This window comes from Jeongeupia sp. USM3 (assembly GCF_001808185.1).
GTDB lineage: Bacteria > Pseudomonadota > Gammaproteobacteria > Burkholderiales > Chitinibacteraceae > Jeongeupia.
Map to the genome: position 1 here is coordinate 82,704 of NZ_CP017668.1, position 12,781 is coordinate 95,484.

General features: G+C 68.3%; 12 protein-coding genes. 10 read left to right on the forward strand and 2 right to left on the reverse strand.

From position 1 onward, the window contains the following. The first annotated feature begins 17 nt into the window (after window positions 1–17). The 8 genes from BJP62_RS00395 (at window position 18) to BJP62_RS00430 (ending at window position 8,306) form a co-directional block, all read left to right on the forward strand. Window positions 18–377, forward strand: a complete 360-nt coding sequence (locus BJP62_RS00395) for a hypothetical protein (RefSeq protein ID WP_070525415.1) — start codon at window positions 18–20, stop codon at window positions 375–377. Window positions 378–523: 146 nt separating this feature from the next. Further along, window positions 524–1,234 (forward strand): SIMPL domain-containing protein, encoded by a 711-nt coding sequence (locus tag BJP62_RS00400; RefSeq protein ID WP_070525416.1) that lies wholly within the window; start codon window positions 524–526, stop codon window positions 1,232–1,234. Window positions 1,235–1,239: 5 nt separating this feature from the next. Further along, window positions 1,240–1,683 (forward strand): protein YgfX, encoded by a 444-nt coding sequence (locus BJP62_RS00405; RefSeq protein ID WP_070525418.1) that lies wholly within the window; start codon window positions 1,240–1,242, stop codon window positions 1,681–1,683. Window positions 1,684–1,715: 32 nt separating this feature from the next. Next, window positions 1,716–2,099 carry a hypothetical protein gene (locus tag BJP62_RS00410; protein WP_070525420.1) on the forward strand — a complete coding sequence of 128 codons (384 nt, stop codon included), beginning with the start codon at window positions 1,716–1,718 and terminating at the stop codon, window positions 2,097–2,099. An 81-nt stretch (window positions 2,100–2,180) separates the two neighbouring features. Further along, complete coding sequence (locus tag BJP62_RS00415; RefSeq protein WP_070525422.1) at window positions 2,181–3,389, forward strand: TolC family protein; 1,209 nt, start codon at window positions 2,181–2,183, stop codon at window positions 3,387–3,389. Continuing rightward, on the forward strand, window positions 3,389–4,864 hold the full coding sequence (locus BJP62_RS00420; RefSeq protein WP_070525424.1) for an efflux RND transporter periplasmic adaptor subunit: 1,476 nt from the start codon (window positions 3,389–3,391) through the stop codon (window positions 4,862–4,864). The genes BJP62_RS00415 and BJP62_RS00420 overlap by 1 nt, the downstream gene beginning before the upstream one ends. Then, window positions 4,861–8,025 carry an efflux RND transporter permease subunit gene (locus BJP62_RS00425; RefSeq protein WP_070525426.1) on the forward strand — a complete coding sequence of 1,055 codons (3,165 nt, stop codon included), beginning with the start codon at window positions 4,861–4,863 and terminating at the stop codon, window positions 8,023–8,025. The genes BJP62_RS00420 and BJP62_RS00425 overlap by 4 nt, the downstream gene beginning before the upstream one ends. Next, window positions 8,022–8,306 (forward strand): copper-binding protein, encoded by a 285-nt coding sequence (locus BJP62_RS00430; protein ID WP_070525428.1) that lies wholly within the window; start codon window positions 8,022–8,024, stop codon window positions 8,304–8,306. The genes BJP62_RS00425 and BJP62_RS00430 overlap by 4 nt, the downstream gene beginning before the upstream one ends. 507 nt (window positions 8,307–8,813) lie before the next feature. On the opposite strand, the gene BJP62_RS00435 is transcribed toward BJP62_RS00430, so the two are convergent. Both BJP62_RS00435 and BJP62_RS00440 read right to left on the reverse strand, forming a co-directional pair. Next, complete coding sequence (locus tag BJP62_RS00435) at window positions 8,814–10,172, reverse strand: heavy metal sensor histidine kinase (protein ID WP_070525430.1); 1,359 nt, start codon at window positions 10,170–10,172, stop codon at window positions 8,814–8,816. Then, window positions 10,169–10,849: a heavy metal response regulator transcription factor gene (locus tag BJP62_RS00440; protein WP_070525432.1), complete on the reverse strand. Its 681-nt coding sequence runs from the start codon at window positions 10,847–10,849 to the stop codon at window positions 10,169–10,171. Before BJP62_RS00440 ends, BJP62_RS00435 begins: the two co-directional genes overlap by 4 nt. Window positions 10,850–10,994: 145 nt before the next feature. Here BJP62_RS00440 and BJP62_RS00445 point away from each other — a divergent pair, with 145 nt between their 5' ends. Continuing rightward, window positions 10,995–11,255, forward strand: a complete 261-nt coding sequence (locus BJP62_RS00445) for a hypothetical protein (RefSeq protein ID WP_070525434.1) — start codon at window positions 10,995–10,997, stop codon at window positions 11,253–11,255. Next, on the forward strand, window positions 11,252–12,670 hold the full coding sequence (locus BJP62_RS00450) for a TolC family protein (RefSeq protein ID WP_070525435.1): 1,419 nt from the start codon (window positions 11,252–11,254) through the stop codon (window positions 12,668–12,670). Before BJP62_RS00445 ends, BJP62_RS00450 begins: the two co-directional genes overlap by 4 nt. Window positions 12,671–12,781 lie beyond the last annotated feature (111 nt).

The following is a 12,781-nucleotide window of genomic DNA, read 5'->3' on the forward strand; positions in this document are numbered from 1 at the left end:
ACCAAGAGGAAACCATCATGTTTATCGTGGACCGTTCGGCCGCGCTGATCCGCCCGAAGCAGCCCTTTCTGGACTGGCTGCTGGCCCTGCCGGGCAACGACATTCCGCTGACGCTCGAGGATGTCCGTGCCGACTGCACGGTGATCCTGATTCCCGAAGCCAACGAGCCCGAGGACGGCATCGCGCAGATCGACGAGATTGCCGAGCGGATTTTCGAGATGGAATTGTCGTCGTGGGTGAGCGACGAGGAACTCTGGCCGAAGAAGCGCAATCTCAAGCTGTTTTGGGAGTGGTTCGACGTGGAGATCCACCTCGGCGTGATGGACAGCGTTGCCGAGGAAATCCACAACACGCCGTCGGACCACAGCTATCACTGAACCGGCGATCCCGGTTCCGCGAGCGGCCGACAAAATCCTGCTGGCGTACTGCTGGCCGTGACCCGAGGGTATCCCCCGCGGGCTACGCCTTGCCGGCGCCGTTGCAGCGGATTCTGCTTGCCGCTCCTAACTGGATGGAGAAATAGATGCGTCGTATTGCTGCCTGCCTGTTGATTGCCGGATTGTCCGGCCCGGCGCTGGCCGAAACGCTCAACTACAACGTCGTCAACGTCAGTGCCCAGGCGAGTCGCGAGGTCAGCAACGACAGCGCCCGGGCGCTGCTGTACGTCGAGCTGACCGACAGCGACCCGGCGCGGCTGTCCGACAAGGTCAACCAGACGCTGGCGGCGGCGCTGAAGAAGGTCAAGGCGGCGAGCGGCGTGCAGTCCGGCGGCACCGGCTATACGACTTTCCCGCTCTACAACAGCAAGAACAACAAGCAGGAAGGCTGGCGCGGTCGCGGCGAGCTGAGGCTGGCCAGCAAGGATTTCGCCGCGCTGTCCAAACTGCTTGGCGAACTGCAGCAGCCGCTCGCGGGCGGCATCGGCATGCAGCTGGCCGACGTGCGCTACGGCGTGTCCGAGCAGAAGCGCGACGAGATCGAGAACGAGTTGATCGAGGAGGGCGTCAAGGCCTTCCGCAAGCGCGCCGATCTGATGCGCCGCTCGTTCGAGGCCAGCGGCTACAAGATCATCAACGTCAATGTCGATTCGGGCGGCTTCGTTGCGCCGCCGCGGCCGATGTACAAGGCCGAGAGGGCCATGGCGGCCGATGTGGCCGGCGCGGCGCCGATGCTCGAGGGCGGCGATAGCCGCGTCTCGGTCAGCGTTTCGGGCAGCATCCAGGTCATCCAGTGACGCCGATGTCGCTGCGGCTGCGGCCCTCGCGCTTGCGGCGGCGTCTGGCCGTGGTGGTCGGCCTTGCCGCAATCGCGTCGGCCGCCGCGTCGCCGTGGCCCTGGAACCTGGCCGGCGCGGTCTGGCTGGCCATCGCCGCGTGGTTCGAGCGGCGGCGCGTGGCGCCTGCGGGCATTGCCGCCCGCGACGATGGCACGGTGGTGCTCGAGTGGCCGGACGGATTGACCACGCCGGCGCGAATCCTGCCATCGTCGCGCGTCGGGCTCTGGCTGGTTGCGCTGCGGCTCGACGGCGCGCACGGCCGCAGCAGCTTGCTGCTCTGGCCGGACAGCGCCGATGCCGAAACCCTGCGGCAATGGCGCATCTGGTTGTGCTGGGCGCGACCCGGCCTGCCGGGGGCCGGCGGGCGGAAGCTTGCGCCAGATCAAGCGGTGCACGCTCGCCCTTGAAGTGGCGATCGCCCGCTGTTTATAGTTCGGCCATGTTCGCCCGTTTCCGCTCATCCCGCCTCGCCTGGCTGCTTGCACTGCTGCTGGTCTTCAGCCAGCTGGTGACGGCGGCCTACGCCTGCGTCGACGTGCTGCCGGTGCAGCCGGCGCCGATGAGCACGATGATGGGCATGAGCGACTGCAGCGAAATGCAGCAGGTCGAGCAACCGGTGGTCTGCAAGGCGCACTGCCAGAAGGACAGCCAGTCCGCCGACATCAAGATCCCCAGCGTGGCGGCGCCGGTTTTCGTTGCGCTGTTTTTTGCGACACCGTATGTCGATGCCGCGACGGCCTCGGCGCCGGTGCCGCGGCGCGAGCCGCCGACGCTCGCCGCGTCGCCGCCCTTGCGCGTCCAGTTCCAGGTCTTCCGCAATTAGTTTCTCCCGCTGATCGCCTTTCACGTTCGGCCGCCGTGCGCGCGCCCGAACGCATTCGAAACGATTGCGTGGAGAAATCCCATGTCCCCATTTCGCCTTATCTGGCTGGTGTTTGCCACCGCCAGTCTCGGTGCGCATGCGCTGACGCTCGACGAAGCGCTCGCGGCCGCCACCGGCAGCGCACCGGATATCGCTGCCAGCACCGCCGCCATGACAGCGGCCCGGTCCCTGACGAAGTCGGCCGGTGCCTTGCCCGACCCCAAGCTCTCGGTATGGGTTGACGACCTGCCGACCTCCGGCTCCGACGCCTGGCGCGCCGGCGACGCCAAACGCATGGTCAGCCTGATGCAGGAGGTGCCCAACGGCGATGCGCGCGAGGCCGAGCGCCAGATCGCCGGTGCGCAGTTGCAGACGAGCGAGGCGCAGGCCCGCTATGCGCGGCTGAACGTCCGGCGCGAAACGACGCTGGCCTGGCTGTCGCTGTACTTCCTCGATCGCAAGGCCGAAATTCTCGCGGCGCAGCGGGCCGACAACCTGCGCAGCCAGCAGGCGAGCGTTGCCGCGCTTGACGGTGGCGCCGCACCGGATGCCGCGCTGGCGGCAAGGCTCGAGCGTGACCAGCTCGACGATGCCGGTGACGATATCGAACGCGACCGCACCCGGGCCCGCGCGCAGCTCGCGCGCTGGGTCGGCGCGGACACCGCCCGCCAGCCGGTGAGCGGCAGCCTGCCGGCATGGCTGACCGATGCCCGCGCGCAGGCCGACGACATTGCCGAACAGCCCGAGGTTCGCGCCGCGACGACGCAGTTGAACACCGCGCAGGCCGAACTGGCGCTGGCGCAGGCCGCGAAAAAGCCCAACTGGGGCGTCGAGGTCGGCTGGGGCTATGACGCGATGGACCAGGGCATGGCGATGGTCAAGTTCACCTTCGACCTGCCGATCTTCGCCGCGTCGCGGCAGGACCCGAAGATTGCCGCCGCGCTCGCCAACGTGCAGCGGAGCGACGCCGAGCGCCAGGCGCGGATGGCTGGCTACCGGCAGCAGATCGACGAGACGCGCGCCGAGCAGACGGCGATCCGTGCGCAGCTCGATCGGCTGAAAACCCGCACCCTGCCCCTGATCGCCCGGCAGGTCGAACTCGCGCTGGCCGGCATGAAGTCGGGCAAGGGCAGCGATGCCGTGCTCGGCGCGCGCAAGGCGCGTCTGGCTGCGCAGATGCGTGGCGTCGAGCTCGAATCCCAGCTTGCCAATGCCGATACCCGGCTTTACTTCCTGACCGGAGCGCACTGATGAACACCAAGACAACGATTGCGATCGCCATCGCCGCACTGGGCATCGGTGGTTTCGGCGGCTGGCTGGCCGGACGGCAGGATCATGCGGCGCCGGCTGCGGCCGCCGACAAGCCGGTGCTGTACTGGTACGACCCGATGAAACCCGACGTGCATTTCGACAAGCCGGGCAAGTCGCCGTTCATGGACATGGAACTCGTGCCGCGCTACGCCGACGAGGCCGGCGATGCTTCGAGCGGCGTGCGCATCGATCCGGCGCTGGTGCAGAACACCGGCGTCCGGCTCGCGAAGGTCGAGCACGGCGAGCTGGCCGGCGGGCTCGCCGTTGCCGGCAGCGTCGTGTTCAACGACCGCGACGTGGCGGTCGTTTCGGCGCGCACCGGCGGCATCGTCGAGCGCGCGTATCCGCTGGCGGTCGGCGACGTGATCAAGGCAGGCAGCCCGCTGGCCGACGTGCGCGTGCCCGAATGGCTGGCGGCGCAGAACGAATACCTGGCGCTGCGCGGCGATGCGCAGCTGGCGGCTGCGGCGAAGTCGCGGCTGGTCCAGCTCGGCATGAGCCCGGAGGCGGTGGCACAGCTCGAACGCAGCGGCCGGGCGCAGCCGGTGGTGACGATCGTCGCGCCGCGCGGCGGGATGATCGCCGAGCTGGGCGTGCGGCAGGGCATGACCGTTTCGGCCGGGCAGGCGCTGGCCCGGATCAACGGGCTGTCGTCGGTCTGGATCGAGGCCGACGTGCCCGAGGCGCAGGCCGCAATGCTGCGCATCGGCGCACCGGTGTCGGCCAGCTTTGCCGCGTGGCCGAATGCGCCGGTCGCCGGCAAGGTCACCGCGCTGGTGCCCGAACTGAAGGCCGATACGCGCACCGTCCGTGTGCGGATCGACGTGCCGAACCGCGAAGGCCGGTTGCGGCCGGGCCTGTACGCGCAGGTGGCGCTGGCCGGCGAGGCGAAGCCGGCGCTGCTGGTGCCGGGCGACGCGGTGATCGCCACCGGCAAGCGCTTTGTCGTCATCGTGGCCGACGGCAAGGGCGGTTTCAGCCCGGCCGAGGTCAGGGTCGGCAGGGAGGCGGGCGGCAAGACCGAAATCGTCGAGGGATTGTCCGAGGGGCAGCAGGTCGTTGCTTCGGGCCAGTTCATGATCGACTCGGAAGCCAGCCTGCGCGGCGTGCTGGCGCGGATGGCGAGCGCGCCGGCCGGGGCCGTCGACGGGAACGCCGCCACCGGCAAGGACGCCAAGGCGGCGCCGCTCGAAGGCGTCGGCGTCGTCAAGGCGATCGCCGATGGCGAGGTCACGCTCGCGCACGAGCCGATCGCCGCGCTCAAATGGCCGGCGATGACGATGCCGTTCACGCTGATGAGCCCGTCCGTCGCCAGGGGCATTGCGGTGGGCGACAGGGTGCTCTTCACGCTGATGATGCACGGCGGCGACGCGATGATCGAGACGATGAGCAAGGTCGACGGAGGTGGCCGATGATCGCCGCACTCATCCACTGGGCCATCCGCAACCGTTTCATGGTGCTGCTGGCTACCGTCGCGCTCGCGGTCTGGGGCGGTTGGGCGATCCGGTCGATGCCGGTTGATGCGCTGCCGGATCTCTCCGACGTGCAGGTGATCATCCGCACGCCGTATCCGGGCCAGGCGCCGCGCATCGTCGAGGACCAGGTCACGTATCCGCTGACGACGACGATGCTGTCGGTGCCGGGCGTGAAGACGGTGCGCGGCTACTCGTTCTTCGGCGATTCCTACGTCTACGTGCTGTTCGACGACCACACCGACCTGTACTGGGCGCGTTCGCGCGTGCTCGAGTACCTGAACCAGGTGCAGGGCAAGCTGCCGGCCGGCGCGCGCCCGGCGCTCGGGCCGGATGCGACCGGCGTCGGCTGGATCTACGAGTACGCACTCGTCGACAGGAGCGGCACACGCAGCCTGGCCGAGCTGCGCAGCCTGCAGGACTGGTTTTTGCGCTACGAGCTGAAAACCCTGCCGAACGTGGCCGAAGTCGCGGCGATCGGCGGCATGGTCAAGCAATACCAGATCGTGCCCGACCCGGTGAAACTGGCCGGCTACGGCATCGGCGCCGATGCGCTGGTCGACGCGGTGAACAAGGCCAATAGCGAGGCCGGCGGCTCGGTGCTCGAACTGGCCGAGGCCGAGTACATGGTCCGCGCGACCGGCTATCTGAAAACGCTAGCCGACTTCCGGGCGATACCGCTCAAGACCGTCGGCGGCACTGTCGTCACGCTCGGCGACGTTGCGCGGGTGCAGGTCGGCCCCGAGATGCGCCGCGGCATCGCCGAACTGAACGGGCAGGGCGAGGTGGCCGGCGGCGTGGTGATCCTGCGCAGCGGCAAGAACGCGCGCGAGACGATCGACGCAGTCAAGGCGAAGCTCGAAACCCTCAAGGCCAGCCTGCCGCCGGGCGTCGAGGTCGTCACCACCTACGACCGAAGCCAGCTGATCGACCATGCGGTCGAGAATCTCAGCCACAAGCTGATCGAGGAGTTCGTCGTCGTCGCGCTGGTGTGCGTACTGTTCCTGTGGCACCTGCGCTCGGCGCTGGTCGCGATCATCACCCTGCCGCTGGGCATCCTCGCCGCCTTCATCGTCATGCGCTACCAGGGCGTCAACGCCAACATCATGTCGCTGGGCGGGATCGCGATCGCGATCGGCGCGATGGTCGACGCCGCGGTGGTGATGATCGAGAACGCGCACAAGAAACTCGAAGCGTGGCAGCACGACCACCCGGGCGAAACGCTGGCGGGCGAGGCGCGCTGGCGCGTGATCGGCGACGCCGCGGCCGAGGTCGGCCCGGCGCTGTTCTTCAGCCTGCTGATCATCACCTTGTCGTTCATCCCGATCTTCACGCTCGAGGCGCAGGAGGGGCGGCTGTTCGGGCCGCTGGCGTTCACCAAGAGCTACGCGATGGCCGCGGCCGCCGGGCTGTCGGTGACGCTGGTGCCGGTGCTGATGGGTTACTGGATACGCGGCCACATTCCGCCCGAGGACAAGAACCCGCTCAACCGCTGGCTGATCCGCGCCTACCAGCCGCTGATCGATCGGGTGCTGCGCCGGCCGAAAACGACGCTGGTGATCGCGCTCGTCGCGCTCCTGACGACGCTGGTTCCGGCGTCGCGGCTTGGCGGCGAGTTCCTGCCGAACATGGACGAGGGCGATCTCCTGTACATGCCGAGCGCACTGCCCGGGCTGTCGGCCGGCAAGGCGGCCGAGCTCTTGCAGCAGACCGACCGGCTGATCAAGACCGTGCCCGAGGTCGCGACGGTGTTCGGCAAGGCCGGCCGTGCCGACAGCGCGACCGACAACGCGCCGATGGAGATGTTCGAGACGACGATCCAGTTCAAGCCGCGCGACCAGTGGCGGCCGGGGATGACGCCCGACAAGCTCGTCGCCGAGCTCGACCGCACCGTCAGAGTGCCGGGGCTGGCGAACATCTGGGTGCCGCCGATCCGCAACCGGATTGACATGCTCGCAACCGGGATCAAGAGCCCGATTGGCGTCAAGGTCTCGGGCAGCGATCTGGCGCAGATCGAAAAGGTGGCGATCGACGTCGAGAAGATCGCGAGGGATGTGCCCGGCGTGTCGTCGAGCCTGGCCGAGCGGCTGTCGGGCGGGCGTTATGTCGACGTCGACATCGACCGCATCGCCGCCGGGCGTTACGGGCTGAACATCGCCGACGTGCAGTCGGTGGTGGCGCGGCTGATCGGCGGCGAGAACATCGGCGAAACGGTCGAAGGCACGGCGCGCTACCCGATCAATGTGCGCTATCCGCGCGAAATCCGCGACAGCGTGCAGCAGTTGCGCGATCTGCCGGTGCTGACGCCGAACGGGGCGCAGATCACGCTCGGCACCGTGGCGAAGATCGACGTCGTCGACGGCCCGCCGATGCTCAAGAGCGAGAACGGCCGGCTGGCGTCGTGGGTGTACATCGATGTGCGCGACCGCGACCTTGGCGCCGTCGTGGCCGACCTGCAGGCCGCGGTGGCGCAGCAGCTGAAGGTGCCGCCGGGCATCAGCGTCGGCTACTCGGGCCAGTTCGAGTACATGGAGCGCGCCAACGCGCGGCTCAGGCTCGTCGTCCCGGCAACCCTGCTGATCATCTTCGTGCTGCTCTACCTGACGTTCCGGCGCATCGACGAGGCGCTGCTGATCATGGCGACGCTGCCGTTCGCGCTGATCGGCGGCGTGTGGTTCCTCGATCTGCTCGGTTATCACCTGTCGATCGCCACCGGGGTCGGTTTCATCGCGCTGGCCGGCGTCTCGGCCGAGTTCGGCGTGATCATGCTGCTCTACCTGAAGCAGGCGCTCGAAGCCCGCGAGCAGGCCGGCGCGGCGCCGGATGCCGCAACGGTGACGGCGGCCATTGTCGAGGGCGCGGTGCAGCGTGTCCGCCCCAAGGTGATGACGGTTGCGACCATCCTCGTCGGCCTGCTGCCCATCCTGTGGGGCAGCGGTGCCGGTTCGGAGGTGATGAGCCGGATTGCCGCGCCGATGGTCGGCGGCATGATCACCGCACCGCTGCTGTCGATGTTCGTGATCCCGGCGGCCTACCTCTTGATGCGGCGGCGCCGTGACAGCACTGCTGCGCCATCCCAAGTCACGCAATTGGAGCGGCGATGAGATTCGGGCAACCGCAGATCGCCGCCATCGTCGCGCTGCTGTCGCCGGGTAACCGGCGCGACCGCGTGCATGCCGCGAGCGGCATCGTCGAGCGGATTGACGCGTCGACGGTCGTGATCGCGCACGAAGCGATCCGGTCGCTCGGCTGGCCGGCAATGACGATGCCGTTCACGGCCCGGGGTGCAGCCGGTGCGCTGACGCCCGGCGATCAGGTCGGCTTCAGTTTCCGTGTCGAATCGGGCAGGGCGGTGATCGAGCGGATCGAGAAGAGCGCCGGTTGAGCGGTTCCGCCCGCAGCCAGCAATGTCGGTGGCCCGTTTTCGGGCGGGCTTCATGAACGGTTCGGCCGGGTTGCCTGCCGCCCGTTCAGTGACTCGGCTGGCGGCCGAAAAGTGTTGCACGTGCTCTGAAGAGTGGACGGCCCGGCATCACCCGGTGCGGCCACCGGAGCCCGATACAAGGGGGCGGTGTGGCTGAACGGTGAACATGCCCCGGCATTGCCGCTTGCCAGGCGTATTTTGCGATGGGAGCTGTATCGGCGTGCGTTGCGGCATTCGACGGGGGTCAGAATTTATCCGGCAAGTGGTTGATGCTGATTAATTGTCGGGTTCCGCCTGTTCGTCGATGTTTGGATGAGCAACTCCGGCCGCGCTTGCCGCCTGCTTTTCACTGGCTTGCGCGGCAGCCGGTAGTTTGCTGCTGATCGGCCAACGTCCGGTGATGCTGGCAAGCACAAGCCCGTACGGCCAGCGAGTACGGCGCGGCCAGCAGGGTCTTGTCGGTCGTGCTTATTGGCTGGCATGCAGGTCGGCGAAATGCAGGCCGAATGTGGTCTGTGTTTCGTTGCTGACGATGTGCAACTGCCCGCCGTGCAATTGCATGATCGACGCGACGATCGCCAGCCCGAGGCCGGTGCCGCCGTCGTCGCGGCTGCGGGCCGGGTTGACGCGGTAGAAGCGCTCGGCGAGGTGGGGCAGGTGGGCGGGCGGAATCGGCTCGCCGCGGTTGCTTACGTCGATCTGCGTGCTGCCGGCCTCGTGCCGGATCGCCACACTGATCACGCTGTCCGGATGGCTGTGGCGGATCGCGTTCGAGAGCAGGTTGGTCAGCGCGCGCTGCAGCATGCTTCGGTCGGCGGCGATCTCGCCGTCGCCGTGCAGTTGCAGCGAGACGCCGCGGGTTTCGGCCAGCGCGTCGAAGAAATCGAACAGCCCCTCGATCAGCGGCCGCAGCGCAACCGTTTCGATCTGTAGCGCGCGCTCGGGCTGCTCGGTGCTGGCGAGGAAGAGCAGGTCGGTGATCAGCCGGTTCAGCCGCTGCATTTCCTCCTCCGCCGAGGCCAGCACCGTCTGGTAGGTGGCGATATCGCGGGTCTTGCCCAGACACACCTGCACTTCGCCGAGCAGATTGGTCAGTGGCGTGCGCATCTCGTGCGCGAGGTCGGCCGAGAACTGCGACAGCCGCGAGACGCTGTGTTCGAGCCGGACCAGCATGCCGTTGAACGATTCGGCCAGTTCGCGCAGCTCGGCCGGCAGGTCGCCGGTGGCCAGCCGCGAGTGCAGCGATGCGGCAGTGATGCCGCCGACTTGGGCGTTGAGGTGGCGCAGCGGCCGCAGCGCGCGCTTGGCGACGAACCACGAGCCGAGCGCGATGAACACCATCGCGAACGGCAGCAGCAGGGCGAGCGAGCGGCGGAACGCGGCGAGCAGGCGCTCGTCGCCGTCGCGTTCGATGAAGCCGAGCAGCCAGCGCCCGTCGCCGACCGGTTTCGACCAGACGAGGGGGCCGACGGCGCGGCGCGGGTCGAGCCGGGTGACACCGGCGTGCAGTGGCTGGCGGATTACCCGGCCGGCGCTGCGCTCGGCGACGGCATCCGAGCCGTCGAGCACCGCGGTCGGCGTTACCGTCGCCCAGTGCAGATAGGGGTGGCCGACGAGCAGCAGCGAGACGGCCTCGTCGGGCTGCGCGCCTTTGCGGGCGAGCGCCGTTTCGACCAGTGCCATCTTGCCGCCGAGTTCGGTTTCGGCCCGCCGGTCGAGCGCCAGCTGCAGCAGGTGATCCATGCCGGCGCCGATCGCCAGCACCAGCACCGTGCCGAAGGCGCCGACCAGCCCGCCGACGCGCAGCGCGAGCGAGCGGCCGCTCATTCGTCCTCCCGCACTTCGAGCACGTAGCCGACGCCGCGGACGGTGTGGATCAGCTTGGCCGCGCAGTCGTCGTCGACCTTGGCGCGCAGCCGGCGGATCGCAACGTCGACGATATTGGTGTCGGTATCGAAATTGACGTCCCAGACATTGGCCGCGATCAGCGTGCGCGTCAGCACTTCGCCGCTGCGGCGCATCAGCAGGTGCAGCAGCGCGAACTCGCGCGAGGTCAGCTCGATCTTGCGGCCGTCGCGGTAGGCGCGGTGCCTGACCGGGTCGAGCTCGAGCCCGCCGATGTCCAGCACTTCGGACGGATTTCCCTTGTGGTTGCGTTTGAGCAGCAGCCGGACCCGCGCCAGCAGCTCGGCAAACGCGAACGGCTTGACCAGATAGTCGTCGGCGCCCGATTCGAGGCCGCGCACCCGGTCGTCGACGCGGCTGCGCGCGGTCAGCATCAGCACCGGTGTCTGCTTGCGCCGCCGCAGCCCGTCGAGCACGCCCCAGCCGTCGAGCACCGGCAGCATCACGTCGAGGATGACGAGGTCGAAGTCGTCCTCGAGCGCCTTGTGCAGCCCGTCGATGCCGTCCACGGCAATGTCGACCGCGTAGCCGCTCTCGCTCAGCCCCTGTTTCAGATAGCCCGCAGTCTTGGCTTCGTCCTCGACGATCAGTATTCGCACAGCCTTCTCCTTGCTCACCGCGCCATTCTAAGCCGGGCGCCACGGCGCGTTCCGCAGATGACAATTCCGTCATCTGCGGGTAATCCGCCCGCCCGGCACGGCTGGCCATACTCGGCTCATTCAAGCGTGGGACCGGGATGAGGACATGGTAAAGCTGGTGCTGCTGGCGATGGCGATCTCGCCGTGGGTGCATGCCGACGAGGCCGCGTCGGCCGAGGTTTCGTCGACCGGACTGTCGTTCGAATCGGCATTCGCAACGTATCAGGCGTACAAGGACGAGTCGACTGGTGACTGGCGCGAGGCCAACCGGCTTGTCGACCATGTTGGTGGCTGGCGTGTCTACGCGAAAGAGGCGGCGCAATCCGGCGCGGCCGATGCGCACGCGGGCCACGGAGGCCGGCAATGACGTCCGGACGACGGCTGGCGGCGATTGCCGCTGCGCTGGTGCTGAGCGGTTGCGCCAGCGTCCGCTTCGACGAGTCGCTGGCGCAGGCCAACCGCGAAGCGGCCGACTTCACGCAGGGCAAGCTGGCGCTGGCGTCGACCGCTGAGCAACGCGATGCGATGCGCGACGAAGCGGCGAAACTGCTGGACCAGCCGCTGGGCCAGACCGGTGCGGTGCAGGTGGCGCTGCTCAACAACCCGGCCCTGCAGGCGCTGCTGGCGCAGAACTGGGCCGATGCGGCGGCGGCCGCGCAGGGCGGACGCTTGCCGAATCCGGTGTTCTCGTTCGAGCGGATGACGATTGCCAACGAGCTGGAGTTCGGCCGGCTGCTGGCTTTCGGCCTGCTCGACCTGATCACCTTGCCGCAACGCTACAACACGGCGCAGCGGCAGATCGCCGCAGCGCGGCTGCGATTGACCGGCGATGTCGTCGATCAGGTCACGCAGGTGAGGCAGGCATGGGTCAACGCCGTTGCCGCGCAGCAGACGCTGGTCTACACGCGGCAGGTGTTCGAGGCGGCCGAAGCCAGCGCCGAGCTGGCGCGCCGGCTTCAGTCGGTCGGCAACTTCACCCGGCTCGACCGGGCGCGGCAGCAGGTGTTCTACGCCGACGCGGCAACGCAACTGGCCGGTGCACAGCATGGTGCAACGGCGGCGCGCGAGGCGCTGGTGCGGCTGCTGGGGCTCGATGACGCGCAGGCGCAGCGGCTGACGCTGCCCGAGCGTCTGCCCGATCTGCCGAAAGTGCCGCGCTCGATTGAGGACACCGGCAAGGCGGCCAGCAGCACCCGGATGGACGTGCGCCAGGCGCGGCTGTTGCTCGACGCGGCGGCGAAGGCACAGGGGCTGAATTGGATCACCAGCTTTGCCGACATCGAACTCGGCCTGCGTTACGACACGGTGTTCGATACGGCCGACGGCGCCAAGGCGCACAAGCGCGGCTACGAGATCGACGTGCGGCTGCCGCTGTTCGACTGGGGCGACCTGCAGCGCGACGCGATGAACGCGCAGACGCTGGCCGCGGCGAACCGCTACGAGGCAACGTTGCGCGCTGCCGGGTCGAACCTGCGCGAAAGCTACTCGGCGTACCGGACCAGCTATGACATCGCCCGCCATTACCGCGACGAGGTCGTGCCGCTGCGCAGGACGATCTCCGAGGAAAACACGCTTCGCTACAACGGCATGCTGATCGGCGTGTTCGAGCTGCTCGCCGACAGCCGTGACCAGATCGGTGCGGTGATCGGTGCGATCGGCGCAGAGCAGCAGTTCTGGCTGGCCGACGCGGCATTGCAGGCGGCGGTGATCGGCAAACCGACCGCGACGAGCGTCGGCGCCGTGGCCAGTGCCGGTGGCGGCGGTGGCGAGGCCGGGCATTGAGAGTGGCTAACAAAACCCTGCTGGCTGCGTTGTGCTCACTTGCCGTACTGCTCGTACTGTCTGCGTTTCGCACGCCTTGCCAGCACCGTTGCACTGGGTTTTGTTAGCCAC